Source organism: Leptospira wolbachii serovar Codice str. CDC (assembly GCF_000332515.2).
In the GTDB taxonomy this organism is placed as follows: domain Bacteria; phylum Spirochaetota; class Leptospiria; order Leptospirales; family Leptospiraceae; genus Leptospira_A; species Leptospira_A wolbachii.
Genome location: NZ_AOGZ02000001.1, coordinates 78044 through 94929, shown reverse-complemented (window position 1 = coordinate 94929; position 16886 = coordinate 78044). Strand labels below are relative to the sequence as shown.

Annotated in this window: 13 protein-coding genes; 9 read left to right on the top strand and 4 right to left on the bottom strand. The window is 41.5% G+C overall.

Annotated features, from left to right (window positions below):
• The first annotated feature begins 6 nt into the window (after nucleotides 1–6).
• The 8 genes from dxr (at nucleotide 7) to LEP1GSC195_RS00405 (ending at nucleotide 11717) form a co-directional block, all read left to right on the top strand.
• A complete protein-coding gene (gene dxr / locus LEP1GSC195_RS00440; protein ID WP_015679584.1) occupies nucleotides 7–1167 on the top strand; it encodes a 1-deoxy-D-xylulose-5-phosphate reductoisomerase in 1161 nt (386 codons plus the stop codon).
• On the top strand, nucleotides 1164–2870 hold the full coding sequence (locus LEP1GSC195_RS00435) for a site-2 protease family protein (protein ID WP_040506151.1): 1707 nt from the start codon (nucleotides 1164–1166) through the stop codon (nucleotides 2868–2870). Before dxr ends, LEP1GSC195_RS00435 begins: the two co-directional genes overlap by 4 nt.
• 43 nt (nucleotides 2871–2913) lie before the next feature.
• Nucleotides 2914–4674, top strand: a complete 1761-nt coding sequence (locus LEP1GSC195_RS00430) for a proline--tRNA ligase (RefSeq protein ID WP_015679521.1) — start codon at nucleotides 2914–2916, stop codon at nucleotides 4672–4674.
• Nucleotides 4675–4868: 194 nt separating this feature from the next.
• A complete protein-coding gene (trpB, locus tag LEP1GSC195_RS00425) occupies nucleotides 4869–6059 on the top strand; it encodes a tryptophan synthase subunit beta (RefSeq protein WP_015679581.1) in 1191 nt (396 codons plus the stop codon).
• Nucleotides 6056–6856: a tryptophan synthase subunit alpha gene (trpA, locus tag LEP1GSC195_RS00420; RefSeq protein ID WP_015679659.1), complete on the top strand. Its 801-nt coding sequence runs from the start codon at nucleotides 6056–6058 to the stop codon at nucleotides 6854–6856. Before trpB ends, trpA begins: the two co-directional genes overlap by 4 nt.
• A gap of 90 nt (nucleotides 6857–6946) precedes the next feature.
• The gene (locus tag LEP1GSC195_RS00415) at nucleotides 6947–9274 is read left to right on the top strand and encodes an adenylate/guanylate cyclase domain-containing protein (RefSeq protein ID WP_015679630.1); all 2328 of its coding nucleotides are present in this window, start codon (nucleotides 6947–6949) and stop codon (nucleotides 9272–9274) included.
• A gap of 7 nt (nucleotides 9275–9281) precedes the next feature.
• Complete coding sequence (gene dxs, locus LEP1GSC195_RS00410; RefSeq protein WP_015679704.1) at nucleotides 9282–11171, top strand: 1-deoxy-D-xylulose-5-phosphate synthase; 1890 nt, start codon at nucleotides 9282–9284, stop codon at nucleotides 11169–11171.
• Between the two features lie 60 nt (nucleotides 11172–11231).
• Nucleotides 11232–11717, top strand: coding sequence for a tetratricopeptide repeat protein (locus LEP1GSC195_RS00405; protein ID WP_015679649.1), 486 nt, complete (start codon nucleotides 11232–11234; stop codon nucleotides 11715–11717).
• Here the strand turns inward: LEP1GSC195_RS00405 and LEP1GSC195_RS00400 are convergent.
• Both LEP1GSC195_RS00400 and LEP1GSC195_RS00395 read right to left on the bottom strand, forming a co-directional pair.
• Nucleotides 11714–12205: a hypothetical protein gene (locus LEP1GSC195_RS00400; protein WP_198012749.1), complete on the bottom strand. Its 492-nt coding sequence runs from the start codon at nucleotides 12203–12205 to the stop codon at nucleotides 11714–11716. The genes LEP1GSC195_RS00405 and LEP1GSC195_RS00400 overlap by 4 nt on opposite strands.
• 7 nt (nucleotides 12206–12212) lie before the next feature.
• On the bottom strand, nucleotides 12213–12617 hold the full coding sequence (locus LEP1GSC195_RS00395) for a hypothetical protein (RefSeq protein ID WP_002978534.1): 405 nt from the start codon (nucleotides 12615–12617) through the stop codon (nucleotides 12213–12215).
• Nucleotides 12618–12700: 83 nt separating this feature from the next.
• Between LEP1GSC195_RS00395 and LEP1GSC195_RS00390 the strand changes: the two genes are divergently transcribed.
• Nucleotides 12701–13387: a hypothetical protein gene (locus LEP1GSC195_RS00390; RefSeq protein WP_015679626.1), complete on the top strand. Its 687-nt coding sequence runs from the start codon at nucleotides 12701–12703 to the stop codon at nucleotides 13385–13387.
• Here the strand turns inward: LEP1GSC195_RS00390 and LEP1GSC195_RS00385 are convergent, their stop codons facing one another.
• Together LEP1GSC195_RS00385 and LEP1GSC195_RS00380 are read right to left on the bottom strand one after the other, a co-directional pair.
• A complete protein-coding gene (locus tag LEP1GSC195_RS00385) occupies nucleotides 13388–14290 on the bottom strand; it encodes an NAD(P)/FAD-dependent oxidoreductase (protein ID WP_015679612.1) in 903 nt (300 codons plus the stop codon).
• A gap of 38 nt (nucleotides 14291–14328) precedes the next feature.
• Complete coding sequence (locus LEP1GSC195_RS00380) at nucleotides 14329–16866, bottom strand: cyclic nucleotide-binding domain-containing protein (RefSeq protein WP_040506150.1); 2538 nt, start codon at nucleotides 16864–16866, stop codon at nucleotides 14329–14331.
• Between the last annotated feature and the right edge of the window lie 20 nt (nucleotides 16867–16886).

The window sequence follows — 16886 nt, the reverse complement described above, 5'->3', positions numbered from 1 at the left end:
AGTTACATGGTTGGAGTATCTGTATTAGGAATTTCTGGTTCTGTTGGTTCTTCTACTGTGAAGGTCCTCCGGCAATTTAGAGATTCCTTTTCTTTACGTAGTTTTTCGGTTCATTCGAACTTGGAACTTGCCAAATCACTGATCGAGGAATTTTCACCGGAAGTGGTGTCTATCACCGATTCTAAGTTAGAGGGAAAGTTTGGATCAAAATACAAAACCACTACCATTCTCTATGGGGAAGATTCTCTTTCTGATTTAGTGCAATTGGCCACTGTGGATGTTGTTGTCACAGCAGTCGTTGGAGCACGCGGGGTGAAACCTACTATTGCGGCCATCGAAGCTGGTAAAAAAATTGCCATTGCTAATAAAGAAACTCTCGTTACCTTTGGACCACTGATCAATCGTTTGGTGGCAAAACATGGAACGCTGATGGTTCCTGTAGATTCCGAACACAATGCACTCTTTCAGTTGATTGAAAGAGAAAAAAGATCCAATATACGTGCAATCACACTCACGGCTTCGGGAGGAAGTTTTCGCACTCTTCCGATTGAAGAACTAGAGCACGTGTCCGTAAAACAGGCATTAAACCATCCTACTTGGTCTATGGGCCCCAAAATCACTGTAGACTCGGCAGGTCTTATCAATAAGGGCCTGGAAGTGATAGAGGCACACTTTTTATTTGGATTTTCTTATGATGAAATTGAAGTGGTGATCCACCCGCAATCTTTGACTCACGGAATCATTGAAACTCTTGACGGGGCTTGTTTGCAATACACAAGCCATCCCGATATGATTTATCCTATTGCTCATTCTTTATTCTATCCAACACCCACACCGAAAATGCTTATTGAAAGAAAACCTTCCACTTGGAAAACATTAGAATTTTTTCCGCCGGATCTAGGTCGGTATCCAGGTCTTACGCTTGCCTACCAAGCAGGGAGGGCAGGGGGTGTCTCACCTTCTGTATTCAATGCAGCCAATGAAGAGGCTGTGGCTTTATTTTTAGAAGAAAGGATTTCCTTTACCGCCATTCCTAAGTTAATCGAATCGGCATTAAACAAAATCTCCAATTCCTTCCCTGATGATTTGGAAGGATACTTAGAAAAAGATAGAGAAACTCGTAGTTATATTCAGAAAGAATTTGTTAGAGGGGGAGTGACTATATGATAGTAATGATACTCGGCGCCGTATTCATGTTAGCGGTTTCTATTTTTATCCATGAACTGGGGCACCTCTTATGTGGAAAATTAGTCGGAGTGGAAGCTCGGATTTTTTCGTTAGGTTATGGAAAAGGGATTTGGAAAAAAAGAATTGGAAAAACCATTTACCAAATCACAGCCATCCCGATTGGTGGGTATGTTCTTTTCCGTGGGGATGACTACAGCAGAAACAAAAAACCAAGGCAAGGCGATTTACTTTCTACACCACCGCTTCGGCGAATGATTCCAGTGCTCGGAGGTCCTTTCGCTAATTTAGTGTTAGGTTTTATTTTATTATTTATTCTGGAATTATCGGGAGACAGTCCTTCTTCCAATCGTATCTTTATTGAAGATGCTAATAAAGTTTCAAGTCCTGCTTACTCAGCAGGGCTTCGGACAGGCGACCAAATTATTTCTATCAACGGAAAAAAAACGGAAAGCTTCGAAGATATTTTTACCAATGTGAGTTTGACTTCTGGGGATCCCGTGGAAGTCAGCTATAAACGAGAGGATGAAACTAAAACCGTACAGATTGTCCCAAATTTATATTCTGCTGGCGGACATCCCACAATTGGAGTGATGCCTTATGGCGAAAGACGCGTTGTGGCTACTTTTACCTACGGGGAACAAATCAGTCATTTTATAGCGAACTTACTCGATCGTGATGATAAATCTTCTGTTTACTTCCAAGAAAAAATAGAGGAACGAAAGGATGAGATTCCAGAAGAACTCCTGAAACAAAGAGAGGTTGCGGAAAGAGAAAAATCATTACGCAGGCGAGCTCTCTCTTTTTTAAAAGACGGGGATATGATTTTACAAGTGGCTGGTGTGGATGTTCATACCGTTCCTGAATTGCAAACGGAACTAGGAAAACACCAGGGAAAAACAATTCCGGTCGTTGTGGAAAGAAAAACTTATCCACTCCTCACTCCTTGGGCTACAGAAACTGTTACCATCCAAATACCCGTATTAGGTGCGAATGTATTTGAGTTTTGGGATATCAAACATCCTAAATTTTCAGAATTAGGAATTTCTTACTTTAGATTGGATAGTTATGATTCGGAAATTGAGAATCGACTTTCTAATCTTAAAATCCAAGACAAAACCTTTGATAAAGCAGATACTCTTTCTGAATATTTGAATAACAACTCGGGACGAAAAGATATCTGGATTGGGAATATGAAGTATTCCGCAGATATCAATCTAAAACCAATTGGTTTATTAGGATTTCGAGCTTCTATGAAATTTGAAGCGGAAAAGTTACAAAAAGAATCTACCATATACTCTTCGTTTGTTGGTGCTTCGAATAAAGTCTATGAAAACGTATCCACTACCTTAAAAGGAATTGGCATGTTGTTTTCAGGACTTCTTTCTCCCAAAGAGAACTTGTCTGGCCCCATTGGTATTGTACAAATTGCTGGAATTAGTTTGGAATATGGTTGGGTGACTTACCTTGACTTTGTTGCAAAAATTTCCCTAGCACTTATGGTGATGAATTTACTTCCGATCCCTATGGCTGATGGCGGACATATTGTACTCTATGCGTATGAGGCAATTACTGGAAGACCACTTCCTAGAAAGGCCATTGAAGCCATCTTTCGAGTGGGATTTTTCTTTCTCATTGGGCTTGGACTTTATGTTTCCTTTAATGATGTGATGCGTATTTTTTAATTTTTGTTTTTACAATTGATCTATAAATTTAAGAGAAATATCGATGAAAGCTAGTTCCTATTTAATTCCTACCGCAAAAGAAGATCCGCAAGATGCTGTGGTAGCATCGCATAAGTTGATGATGAGAGCAGGTCTTGTTCGTAAATCTGCGGCGGGTCTTTATTCTTATTTGCCTTTAGGGCTTCGTATCTTAAAAAAAATCGAAGGTATTGTTCGTTCTGAAATGGATCGGGCTGGGGCTTTAGAATTCCAACTTCCGATTTTGACCCCAAGTGAAATTTGGAAAGAGTCGGGTCGTTGGGATAAAATGGGAAAAGAAATGTTTCGTTTGAAGGATCGTCATGACAACGAAAGTTGCCTTGGTCCCACACATGAAGAGTCTTTCTGTGTCCTCGTAAAACCCATGGTTCGTTCTTATAAAGACCTTCCCATCAATGTCTATCAAATCCATACAAAGTTTAGAGATGAAATTCGTCCGCGTTTTGGTGTGATTCGCTCTCGTGAATTTACCATGAAGGATGCCTATTCTTTTCATTTGGATGATGAGTCTTTGGATAAAACCTACCAAACCATGCGTAAAACTTATCGCAGGATCTTTGCTGGGATGGGACTTGCCACAATCCCCGTACAAGCGGACTCCGGGAATATGGGTGGATCTGCTTCCGAAGAATTTATGGTAGTATCTCCGATTGGAGAAGAGACACTCACTATTTGTCCATCTTGCCAGTATTCCGGAAATATTGAAAAAACTCCAGTGATCCAAAATCCAAAGACAGGTAAACAGCCGTTCGCTGGTTCGGAGAAACTCCACACTCCTTCGAAAAAAACCATCACGGAAGTTGCTGAGTTTTTAAAAACAAAAGAAGAAAATTTGCTAAAGGCTGTGGCTTTATGGGCAGACGGAACCTATGTTCTTGTCTTTTTAGAAGGGGACCGGGAACTTAATGAAAACAAACTAAAGAATCATTTGGGTTGTAATGAATTGAGACCTATGGGTCCTGCGGAGATGGAAAAACTCGGTCTTGTTCCGGGATTCATTGGTCCAGGATTTTCAAAATCAGAACAACTGAAAGTGATCATTGATTCTCTGATCGATTGGAACTTTGCTTATATCTCTGGTGCTAATGAAGTCGATCACCATACCTCAGGAATCAAACTTACCAACTTCTTTAAAGAAGAGGAAGTTACAAAAATCGACGTATCGCAAGCAAAGGTGGGCGATCCTTGTCCGAGTTGCGGAACTGGACTCACTGCGGAAAAAGGAATTGAAGTCGGGCATATCTTTAAGTTAGGCCAAAAGTATTCCAAAGCTTTTGACATTACCGTTCTGAATGATAAGGGTAAAGCCACTACAACAACTATGGGTTGTTATGGGATTGGTGTGAATCGTTGTATGGCCACTGTCATTGAACAATGTAATGATGATAAAGGGATTTATTGGCCAGTCTCTATTGCTCCATTTACTGTCTGTTTGGTGAGCATTGCAAAAAATCCAGAAGACATTGCCAAAATTGAATCTATCTACCAAGCTTTAGTGGCGGCTGGTATCGAAGTTCTTTGGGATGACCGTGACCTGGGCCCTGGTTTTAAGTTCAAAGATTCCGAACTCATTGGTTTTCCGATTCGCCTCACTTTAGGAAAAGGATTTTTGGAAAAGGGTGAGATTACCGTCCTTGATCGCAAATCCATGGTAGAGGAAACAGTTCCCTTCACAACGAATGAAGATTTGGTCGGCAAACTCCAAAAACAAATCCAGACCCTTCGTGAAACCCTGCAAAATGCTGTGGAGCAAGTGGGAACATGAACTTCTTTAGATTTTTTCTATAGAATTTAGAGAAGGGATGGTCGAAATGTCGGCTTTGTGATAGAAGGAAGCCATTGGGTGGCGGGTGGTTTACCCCACCCAGTTCAATCAGGGCGGGGATCTGTACCCAAAAACCCCCACCCCCAACCCAAGAAGCAGTTTTCATATTCCCCCATTCCCGTATCTTGGGATATATGGGCAAAAACCTACCTGGTTATTTTGGTGAATTCGGTGGCCGTTACTCTCCTGAGATTTTAACGGAAGCATTAGAAGAACTTGAATCCACCTATCAAAAGTTAAAGAAAAGTAAGAAGTTCAAAAAAGAACTCGAATACTATTTACGGAACTATGTCGGAAGACCTAGTCCGCTGACCTATGCCGAACGTCTCACCAAACAATGGGGAGGTGCTCGTATTTGGCTCAAACGTGAAGATCTAAACCATACAGGTGCTCATAAAATCAATAATGCCATCGGACAGGCGCTCATCGCAAGGTTCATGGGAAAAAAACGAATCATTGCTGAAACTGGTGCGGGCCAACATGGCCTTGCGACTGCCACTGTGGGGGCTATGTTTGGAATGGAAACGGTTGTCTATATGGGTGCTGTTGACGTTCAAAGGCAAAACCTCAATGCCAAAAAAATTGAAATGTTAGGTGCTAAGATCCTTCCTGTCACAGCAGGAGAAGCTACTCTCAAAGAAGCGACGAGTGAAGCTATGAGAGACTGGGCACTCAATGTTTCAACTACACATTATATTGTTGGTTCGGCAATTGGTCCTCATCCTTTCCCGACCATTGTGCGTGATTTCCAATCGGTGATTGGCGTAGAAGCAAAGTCACAATTTAAAAAACAAAATAAAAAACTTCCGAGTGCAATTGTTGCCTGTGTCGGAGGAGGGTCCAATTCCATTGGAATGTTCCATACCTTCCTTAAAGACAAACAGGTTGCCATTTACGGAGCCGAAGCTGGTGGACTTGGGCCAAAACCCGGAGAACATTCTGCAACTTTAACCTATGGTAAAACGGGTTTTTTACACGGTACAAAAACTTTAATCATCCAAGATGAATCTGGTCAAATTGTACCAGCACATTCCGTTTCTGCAGGGTTAGATTATCCGGGAGTGGGACCAGAACATGCTTACTTATCACAAACAGGAAGAGTCGACTATCGTATGGTAACAGACGAACAAGCATTAGACTGCTTTTTGGAAGTAACACGCATAGAAGGAATTATCCCAGCCTTAGAAACAGCTCATGCCTTTCACGTGGCTCGGGATGTTGCCCGCGATCTTGGAAAGAAAAAGGATTTGATTATTTGTCTTTCTGGTCGGGGCGACAAGGATGTAACGGAAGTTTTGCGTCTATTGGGTGAAAGAAGTAAATGAGTAAAATAAAATCACTATTCGATAGCGGAGTTTTTAAGTCTGCTTTTATCCCCTACTTTACATTAGGTGATCCAAATTATAATGACTCTATCGAATTTGGAAAAACTATTTTAGACAACGGGGCCGACATTTTGGAACTTGGGATTCCTTTTTCGGATCCTGTTGCCGATGGACCCGTCATCCAAAGGGCCGCAGCCCGTTCCCTAAAGAATACGTTTTCCTTTGATGAAATTTTTCGTGTCACAAAAGCCATTCATGATCACAAACCAGAAACACCTCTAGTTTATTTAACTTACTTCAATCCTATCTACCACTGCGGGATTACCAAGTTTTTAGATCGTGCCAAAGACTCTGGGATCATTGGACTTGTGATTCCTGATTTACCATTTGATACTGCAGAAAGCGAAACCTTGTTTCGAGAATTAAAGGTCAGAGACATGGATCTCATCCATTTGGTGACACCTGCCTCAGAGAAAAAGAGAATCCAAGCTCTAACCAAAACATCTTCAGGATTTATTTACTATGTAACTTCTTTTGGTGTTACGGGAGAAAGACGTGAGTTCTCGGTGGATTTGAAGGAACGGATCCGGTTTTTGAAAGAAACCATCCAATTACCCATTTGCGCTGGGTTTGGAATCTCTACCCCAGACCAAGCCAACCAAATTTCGCAGTATGCGGATGGGATCATTATTGGATCTGCCATCCAAAGGATCATTGAAGAAAACGGATCGGATCGTTCGAGGGCCATTTCTGCTCTAGCAGATTACATTTCGAAGATCAGAACATCGATTTCCTAAATTTTTTTCACCTATCTATCAAAAACATTTGAGTCTCTTTAAAAAATCCGGGAAAATGGTCGGAAATTCCCAAACGAATAAAGAGGCTCTATGTCCGACAAAGAATCAAAATCGCTTTCGATTTTGGACTATCTCAGTGTTACCGTTGCCGCACTAGGAACACTTGGTGTGATCATTTCTGTCGTAATGACAGGGTGGGAATACGAATTTTCCTTCCTTATCGGCGGATTACTTACCCTACTTACTTCTTCTTACTTTGTATATAAGACCATTGAAAAGGTTTCTAAAGACAAACAGAAGTCAGGTGCCATTTGGTTGTCTTATGTGATCGCCATTTTCATGTATACCTTGGTAAATACTTTCCAACCACTCAAGGATTTGGAAGAAAATTCTGTATCCACACGATTCCAGTTTTTACGCGGATCCAATACAAAAACAGAAAGCGAAGGAGATACTGGTAGAATTGAATACATTCAATTCCAACCTCCAGCCAAAGCCCGTAAGGATATTAACATCATTGGTATCACAACGGAATCTCTAGAAAAACTACAAGGAACTTGGCCCTTACCTTGGAGTTACTATGCTGATATCATTGATACTTTCAAAGAATCGAACAACATTCTGATGTTCGATATTTTCTTCGTAGATTACAAACCCGGTCAAACAGAAGAGATGGCAGCTGCTCTTCAGAAGAACCGGAATGTCCTCTTTGACTACCCTATGGAAGTCAGTGCGGAGTCCAAAGAAGCGGTTCTCAATTTAGAAAAACGAATCGATATCCTTCGACAATACCAAATCAAAAAGGTAATCGATGAAAACGACGGTGGTATTTCCTGGGTTAAATTTCCTCAGCCACCAATCGAGCCAATCTCTGAACTTTCAGCAGGTCTTGGCTTTGCGAACGTAAAAAAAGATGAATCTGGTTTGAATCGTAAGATGCCTCTTGTCGTTAAGGTTTATAACTCAGGTAGAGACAGAGAAACAGAATATTTCCCTTCCATCGACTTACTCATTGTTTGTAAATACTACGGTATTGACGTACAAAGAGATGTGGAAGTCAATATGGGACATTATATCAAATTGTCCAACATTCCCAAAAAAATCATTCGAGAGTTCAACATCAAAGAACGTAAGTTTGAAGAAAGAGATGTGATGCAAGTTCCGAATGAGAAGAGAGAAGTTGTCATTCCTATTGATTGGGAAGGGCAAATGGAAATCAACTTTGTGGGTGGAAGATACTCTTTCAAACAAAATGAAATTTTCGAAGTCACAAACGATTGGGATGCTGAGTTACTCGAAGCAAACCAAATTAGTAATAAGATCTTTCTTGTTGCTATGTATTATGCAACGGGTCGGGGGGCATCCAAAGACTCCCACTTATCTCCGTTTGGTGATATGTCGGGAATCGAACACCACGCCCATGCAATCAATACAATCTTAAACCAAGACTTTTTGGGAACAGTGCCAAACTGGGGAATCTTTCTCATTTATGTAGGCCTTGGTGTGATGATTGGATTTTTGCAACCACGTATGAAAACTCATATCGGTTTTGCGATCATGTTAACCCAATTGTTACTTTATGTCGTGGCAACACTTTATATTTTCCAGACTTTCAATCTCATCACGGTTCTCCCATCGGTTATGATCGAGCAGATTGTGGTTTTTGTTGCCATCATCGGCTTTAGAATCTTAACAGAAGAAGAAAACGTAAAATACATTCGCCAAACCTTTTCCAAGTTCGTTTCAAAAGACGTCGTGGATGAACTTCTCAAACACCCTGATAATTTGGCTCTGGGTGGATCCAAACGAGAGATTACCATTTTCTTCTCGGACGTTCGTGGTTTTACCACCATCTCTGAACAGCTGGGTCCAGAAGATTTGGTGAAGTTACTGAACGAATACCTATCGGCAATGACGGATATCATCATTGAATACAAGGGAACCATTGATAAGTATATGGGAGATGCGATCATGGCATTTTGGGGTGCGCCCGTTCCTTTGGAAGACCATGCGTACTATGCTTGTGTGGCGGCTCTCGCTCAGCTTGATTATTTGAAAATCCTTCAACAGAAATGGGCAGAACGAAATGTTCCCGTGATCGATATTGGTTGCGGACTGAACTCTGGTCCAGCCGTTGTCGGGAACATGGGTTCTTCTCACAGGATGGAATATACCTGTATGGGAGACACAATCAACTTAGGATCGCGGTTGGAAGGGTCCAATAAAATGGACACCACAAATGTAATTATCTCTGAGTATACTTACGAAAAAGTGAAAGACCGCGTGGTCACTCGGGAGCTTGATTTAGTGCGAGTAAAAGGAAAAACCCAACCTGTCCGGATTTACGAATTGCTTGGAATCACAAACCCAGAAGATATGGAGAAAATGAAGCGGCCTCTCCAAAAGGCGGCAACATGAAGTTTACATGCCATCTTATCCCTATCTCGACAAAATCCAATTCCCGGAAGACCTTAGAAAGATAACAGAAGCAGAACTCCCCAAGGTCTGCTATGACCTTCGGGAATACATCATTGACACCCTCTCCGATGTGGGAGGGCACTTCGCCAGTAACTTAGGTGTTGTGGAACTCACCGTTGCTCTCCACTATGTGTTCCAAACCCCAACAGACAAAATCATTTGGGATGTGGGCCACCAAACCTATCCTCATAAAATTCTCACGGGTCGCAAAAAAGAGCTCCCTACGGTTCGCAAGTGGCTGGGCCTTTCCGGTTTTCCCAAACGAGAAGAATCTGAATACGATTTGTACAACACAGGCCATGCGGGAACTTCTATTTCCCAGGCACTTGGCGAAGCTTGCGCCCGCGACTTACTAGGAAAAGACTATAAAGTGGCTGCCGTCATTGGAGACGCTTCCATCGCCACAGGAATGGCACTCGAAGCTATGAACCACGGCGGCCATGTCAAACCGAATATGCTTGTCATTTTGAATGATAATTATATGTCGATTTCCAAAAATGTGGGTTCCATTTCCAATTATCTCAACCGAATTATTTCTTCACAGATCTATAACAAAGGTAAGACGGCATTTTATGGTTTTTTAAAATGGATTCCACTCATTGGGCCCGCTTTACAAGCGCTCGCCCATAATATGGAAACATCTTTTAAACATTTTATGATGCGGCCCGGCGGACTTTTTGAGGACTTAGGGTTTACTTATTTTGGACCGATTGATGGCCACGATGTAAACCGTGTGGTTCAGATGTTGCAAAATCTATCTAAAATCCAAGGCCCTGTCCTTTTGCATGTATTGACCCAAAAAGGGAAAGGATACAAACCAGCAGAAGCCGATCCTATCAAATATCATGGTGTGACACCGTTTAACAAAGAATCAGGAAAAATGGCTTCTTCTGATTCGAATAAAATTGGCCTTTCCAAAATTGTTGGAAAAACACTGACCGATTTAACAGACAAAGACAAACGAATTGCAGTCATCACTCCTGCTATGATTGAAGGTTCGGGACTCCGCGAATACCAAGAGACCTATCCGGAACATACTTTTGATGTAGGAATTGCCGAACAACATTCCGTAGCCTTTGCAGGCGCCATGACGAGTGGTGGTGCCATTCCTTTTATGTGCATCTATTCCACATTCCTTACAAGGGCTATGGACCAACTTGTGGAAGATGTATCGCTTATGAACTTACCAGTTCGGTTTGTGATCGATAGAGCAGGGATCGTCGGTCCTGACGGCGAAACCCACCAAGGTCTCTCTGATCTTGGGTATTTGGCTGGTCTTCCAAATATGGACATCATGGTTCCGAGTACCGCACAAGACATCATTGATAGCCTTCATTTTATGAAAGATTATACGGATCATCCAATTGCGATCCGTTTTCCAAAAGATAGTGGCAACTTACACGAGTTAAAGTTTGAATCCCCGTTTTCGGTAACCAAGGGAAAAGGACGGCTTGTGACTGAAGGAGAGGATTTACTGGTTCTTTCTGTTGGATTTATGTTGCCGATCGCAAACTCGGTAGCGGGGATTCTTAAACAACAAGGGATCAGCGTTTCTGTTGTGGATCTTTTTTGGTTACGTCCTTATGATACAGAACTTGTCCATGGACAGATCCAAAAGAACAAACGGTTTGTGATTTTGGATGAAAGTTACATCCATGCGGGTGCTTCCGGATTTCTTTTGAATGAAATTCCAGCAAGTCTTTTGGGTAAGTTCTTAAAAACCTTCGCTTTGCCACCAGAACCCATCCACCACGGGGAAAGGAATCAGATTTTGGACCATTACCGACTGACCGCTTCGCAAATTGCGGAAGAACTGATTTTGTCTTTGAAAAAATAAAAAGTTTTACGGAGATTTTTTAAGACATCCGAAAATGAAAGAAAAAAGGCGAGGATCTCATTGTCTTCCAGTTCTTTCCAACTTTCCTTAGATTTAGCAAAAGACCATTTTAAGTTCGGTGATTTAGACCGAGCCGAGTTCCAACTTCGTTCCAGTTTAGAATTGGAAGAATCCGAAGAAGCCTACTTTTATCTGGGCCTCGTGCAAAATGCCCTGGGCCAATGGAGTGATGCACTCACTTCTTATTACAAAGCGGTGAGCCTAAATCATGAATACGGCAATCCTTGTAATGAAATAGGAGTCCTTTTGTTGCGTATGGGAAACGATAAAGAAGCTGTGTATTGGCTTAAAAAATCCATTCGTTGTGAACGGAATGATGCCCCACATATTTCTTATTTTAACCTCGCAACTTTGTATAAGTTGTGGAATCGCCCAGAAAGATCCTTACAATACCTCCACAAAGCTCTAACTCTAAAGAAAGATTTTTCAGAAGCCAATGACCTTTGGCGGGAACTAAAATCTGACGAAGAAGCTCCTTCGAATTAAGAATAGTCTGTCGGGAGAGAAACTAAAATCTCTCCCGTATACATAGGAACTTCCATTTTTACATCATTCCATTTCAAATAGGTGATACCACCTTCTTCCTCTAAATGATCCGAAAGTTCTCTAGCAGCATTCCAAGTGAATCGGTATTTGATTCTTTCTTCTAAAGCCCGTAGACCGAGTAGTCCACCGTCACTTGTTTCATAAATTTCAAATTCACCAAAAGGATAACTCCTTCCGTCATCGGTATGGAATAGGATTCCTTTCTCAGTGAGTTCTACATGGAGGACATGGCAAGGAAATCCATCGATACGAATGTATCCATGTTCGCTTAAGTCTCCAAATTTATTTTCTATATAAACCCCTTTTTCGTTACCATGAAGGTTGTTACGGAAGTATTGTAAAATTTCTTCTTTATCAATTTTGTTTTCTCGAAAGATCCACTCATCTGTTGGCGATATATAAATTTCAGAGTCAAAGATTCTAGCCATACAATTTTTATTTGTACCTATACGCATAACCCTTCCAAAAAGGAAGGTTTGATTTTTGTAAGTAAGAGTTTGTTGAACGACCTTTTTGGTCCATCGTTTCCACAGTAACCGAATCGACTGTATTTTGATTTTTTTCCGTCATCCAAACACCGTCTATCTTTCTGCGAAACATATCCTTTTTGACTCGCGGTTCATAATCATCCCAAATAAGATCTTCTGTATTTCGAACGACAACTTCACCAACGATTTTGAATAGGCGTTTGGGTCGTTCGCGGAGGATTTCTACTTCTTCCCAGGATTTCACCTTATAACGGGAATCATTTGGCCTGTAGTCAGGTTCTGGGATAAAATCTACCGTAGAACAACCAATTACGAGTAGGACTAGGGGAAATAGGGAAAAATTAAACCTCATTCTATTCCTTAGACAAAAATATGCTATACATTGGTAGAATTACCATAGGATAAGCAATACAAAGATTTAGGCACCAAGCTTTCATGGAAGAAACAGACATCGGGAAACGCAAACGGGAAAATGTACTTAAGATTGGTTACTCAACCTTGGATGAAATCGAGGAAAAAGTAAAGGCCTTTCGAGTCATGAACCAAAATGCCGTGAAAAAACGGTATCTCATCACACGTGATCCCATTCTCGACCCTCAAGGCAAGGTTCTCCTTGCCAAAGCCCAAGAAATCGACGTGTCTGCTGCAAAACTTCTTCGTCGCCACTTTAAGGGTGTCGATATGTTTAAAGTTTTCCAACCAGACGAGGGGCTTGTCATCATTTCCGATATGTCCACCATGGAAGGGGTTTCCTTTTCCATGGACATTGTCACCCAGATCATGAACTTGGGGGGTGGAGCTTACGAAGGATTTATCGACCGAGTGGATAGTTTCGAAGACTTCATCGTTCTCCTCAAAAAAAACCTTTTTCCCCGAATGATCATCGTAGGTTATTTGCCAAAAGAAAAAATCCAAAACGAAATCATCAATTTTGTAAAAGTAAAACGATTGGACAATTACCTCCGAGCTTTGGAACTAACTCATACTGTTTTCAAACCTACTGCTTATTTCCCAAAAATCAAACAGGTCAACATCTCCCAAGAAGACCCAAAATCCTGGGGACGTTTTGTAGTCGAGATTGTCAGGGAATACACAAGACCTTACTTTGTAGAAGAAGTTTAGTTAAGCTAGGATCATAGATCGGTTGAGCATAGCTCCGGCAATATTTCCTGAGTGGACGGCATGTGCCACGGACCGAAACATAGAAGCCATATCCCCAACAGCGCAGACTCCTGGAACACTCGTTTCATAAAAGTTCGTTACTTCGATATGCCCGCTAGGAAGAAGTTTACAACCCAGTTGTTCTGGTAGATTGGAATTTTGGACCATGGGGAGTCTTGTATAGAGTGCTTGGATGGGAATTTCTTTTCCAGAACCCAGCTGGATGGCAGAAATTTGTCCCTCTTTGTGGATGAGCGATTTTACAACTTCAGTAACCACTTGAATTCCTTCGTTGTCTAATTTGGATTTTTCTTCTTTGGAAAATTGGATGGGTCCATTTGTATACACGGTCAATTCCTTTGACCAGAGTTTTAGAAATTTAGAATGTTCGAATACTCCATCTTCATTCATCCAAAGTCCAGTTGTATTCCCTATGTTTTCATATCCATGGCAATAGGGGCAGTGGATGACAGATTTACCCCAAGAGGGAAGAAATCCTGGAATCTCAGGAAGGATATCTCTGAGGCCCGTGGCAAAAATAATTTTATCGGATTGGACCTCCGTAAATCCATTTCCTCGGAGTAAAAACCTACCCTCTATTTTTTCGATCGATGAAACTTCGCCAATCTTAAGTTGGAAGTTGGGATAGTGTTTGAGATCATTGAGTGCCAAAGCACGAATCTCGAAAGGAGGTTTTCCATCATGTGTGATGAAGTTATGCGAGGCGGGAGTGTTTGCGTTGCAAGGTTTTTCCGAATCAACGACTAGGACGTTTCGCAAGGAACGAACTAAAGACAAAGCGGCAGAGAGTCCTGCGAAACTTCCCCCAATGACGGCAACATCGACTTTTTGAATGGATTCCATAGATGCAATTATGTTGCATCTATGGAAGTTGGCAAGAATTAAACTTCGTAAAAAGTTAAATTCTCATAAAGTTCTTTGGGTAGGTTTCCACTAGCGTCCATATACTTTTTGTATTTGTTTTCGAATTCTTTGTGTTGGCGTGTACGAACGTTTTTGAATCGGTTGTGAAGCTCTGAATAAGCCGGTTGTGAACTTACCTTTTCTCTAATGTTTTTATGGAATGGGATGTGACGATAGAAGATAGAACGAACCACGCGGTTGACCCTTTGTACACCTTCCGCTTCATAGCGAATCCACATAGAGTAGTCATAAGCAAATTTGTCGCGATCTGTGCGGAACCGTTTGAACTCGGAGGAAATCTTCTCTTTGAGTTCAGGCGAAAGGTCTTTACTCTTTTTAAAGAACTGCACATAATCCGTGTAATCTGCTGTAATGGATGGGATTCCGACGTTGTTCCAATCCGGACCAAGTGTATTTTTACAAAGTTCCCAACGGAAAGCGGCTATGGCTTCCAACATAAAGGTTTTTAAGTCGCCCGTCACAAAGTGTGGGATACAAATCCTACCTCTAGATTCTTTTGACCCAGCACCACGGAAGATGGAAAGGTCTTGCCACATCATGATTTTAGGTCCGATAGATGGCACAAGAATGAAGTCTGGGATGATAGATCTTTGGACAAATTCGCTTTTGATTCCAATCTCTTCATTGCGGTAAATGACTTCTCGGTTGAAGGCAGTGTAATCCACACTTAAGATATACTGGAGAGCTTTTTCTACGTCTTCTTTGGAAACAAAACATTTTTCCAATGGGATTGTAATATGGTATTTTGTTAAAATAGGGAAGTGGCTTGCAATGTTACCAGACGTCAAGCGGACGTTAGGTTCATACATAGAGGAGATTTCTGATCCGAGCCTAGCCTCTCCCGTATCGTAATCAGGTGGAATGTCTTTTTCCGACTTAATTCCAGAATCTTTAAGATCCATTTTGAGTTTTTCAAAGAATGTTTGTCCCAATTCGTCCACGGAAGTGGGGACTTCACGTGAGTAGATTTTTTCGAGCCAATCTGTTCCGTAATGGATGGGAGCGCTGGGATTCCCTCCACCTTGGTACAATCGGCCCACTAGTTCTACAATATGACCTTCGTCGAGAAGGCTTTCGTCGAAGTATCCATAACGTAACATGAGTTCTACGGCCTTTGGTGCTTGTTTTCCCGACTGTAACCATTTTGAGAAAGATTTTTTATACACTTCCCAATAGGTTTTTGCGATGGTCCTTCTAATTTTGCGGTTATCTGGTTCTGGATCCAAAGGGTTTTTAAAGGATTTAAGTTTTACCATAAGGGTGGAAAACTCTTTTACCGATTCAGGATCTACTTGTGAGTAGTTTAGAATTTGGCTTGCTGAGTTCAAAAGTTCCATTTTGAGAGCTTTGGTATCGATTCCAGCGCGAATGGTTTCGCTTCCTTGTGAGGCAGCCTCTTCCTTATTTTTTTGTGCAGAAAGTTCGTGGCCATATTTGGTGGTGAGTTCTGTTTGTTTAGTTTCTAGTTTGTCTATACTATTCCCAATTGCTGCAAAAGGAGAACCAAATATCTGTTTGTATTCATCTAACAAGGATTTTGATTTTTTTAGTGCCCATTCCGTTGTTGGTAACAATACAGTCGAAGGGATTGTAGAATAACCTGTATTGAATAAATCCAGAGTTAGATTAAATTTTTCAATAAGAGCATTCTCCCCCACAAACATGGTATTCATCATCTCGGATAATTCATAAGTTTCTTTGCTTAATAATTCGAATAACTCTCGATAGGTTTTTACGTAACTTTCTGCGGCACTTTGTAAAAGCGTGGGATCTGCTTCGAATAGGGCCTGCGAAATTTTTGGGTTCACCGAAAGGATTTTGCGAATGAAATGAAATTCGGCATCATTCCATTCCACGGCTTCGCTATAGTTACGTTCAAAAAACTCACCGTGGTCTTCTTCTAAAAAGTTGATTGTGGGTTTGTCAGGAAGCATTCCTCCGTGCTCTTGAAACCCCGCCAAATTGTTTCGGATGAGTTTCATCACTGGATCAATGATATTTTCATCTCGAGTGATGAGGGCCCCTGGACTTACATCAGAAAAGATGGATGGGTTTAGGATATAATACACTGCACCCAGGTTGTCCATGGTCTGTTGGAATTTGGAAGCAAGGCCTTTGATGGATAGGACTCGTTTGTATAGTTCCCCAATTTCTTTGAGTAGGGTCCGCACGGCCATCACACCCACAGAAACTTTGGATGTGAGTGTTTTTTTTGCGTTGGCTTGGTTCATTACATAAGTGGACACAACACAAGATGTTTTAGCACGAATGGTATATGGGTAAGGTGTTCCTTCCAGGAGAGCAAAGATACCTGGTGTTAGGTTTGCTCCTTCTAAACTGTAGAGAACAATGCTTGTGTCTCCGAGAGTGGTTTCTACTCGAACCGATCCTTCATGTAGGATGTTCATGGAAGTCGAGGCTTTGCCTCCGATGAAAAGGACTTCACCTGGATTGACTGGGATCTTTTGGTTATTTTTACTGGTATCTAGAGGCATTTGGTTGTTCGTTTGCGAAA

Coding starts and splice junctions, on each gene's coding strand:
- dxr (WP_015679584.1), top strand. CDS start 7: ATGGTTGGAGTATCTGTATTAGGAATTTCTGGTTCTGTTGGTTCTTCT.
- LEP1GSC195_RS00435 (WP_040506151.1), top strand. CDS start 1,164: ATGATAGTAATGATACTCGGCGCCGTATTCATGTTAGCGGTTTCTATT.
- LEP1GSC195_RS00430 (WP_015679521.1), top strand. CDS start 2,914: ATGAAAGCTAGTTCCTATTTAATTCCTACCGCAAAAGAAGATCCGCAA.
- trpB (WP_015679581.1), top strand. CDS start 4,869: ATGGGCAAAAACCTACCTGGTTATTTTGGTGAATTCGGTGGCCGTTAC.
- trpA (WP_015679659.1), top strand. CDS start 6,056: ATGAGTAAAATAAAATCACTATTCGATAGCGGAGTTTTTAAGTCTGCT.
- LEP1GSC195_RS00415 (WP_015679630.1), top strand. CDS start 6,947: ATGTCCGACAAAGAATCAAAATCGCTTTCGATTTTGGACTATCTCAGT.
- dxs (WP_015679704.1), top strand. CDS start 9,282: ATGCCATCTTATCCCTATCTCGACAAAATCCAATTCCCGGAAGACCTT.
- LEP1GSC195_RS00400 (WP_198012749.1), bottom strand. CDS start 12,205: ATGGCTAGAATCTTTGACTCTGAAATTTATATATCGCCAACAGATGAG.
- LEP1GSC195_RS00395 (WP_002978534.1), bottom strand. CDS start 12,617: ATGAGGTTTAATTTTTCCCTATTTCCCCTAGTCCTACTCGTAATTGGT.
- LEP1GSC195_RS00390 (WP_015679626.1), top strand. CDS start 12,701: ATGGAAGAAACAGACATCGGGAAACGCAAACGGGAAAATGTACTTAAG.
- LEP1GSC195_RS00385 (WP_015679612.1), bottom strand. CDS start 14,290: ATGGAATCCATTCAAAAAGTCGATGTTGCCGTCATTGGGGGAAGTTTC.
- LEP1GSC195_RS00380 (WP_040506150.1), bottom strand. CDS start 16,866: ATGCCTCTAGATACCAGTAAAAATAACCAAAAGATCCCAGTCAATCCA.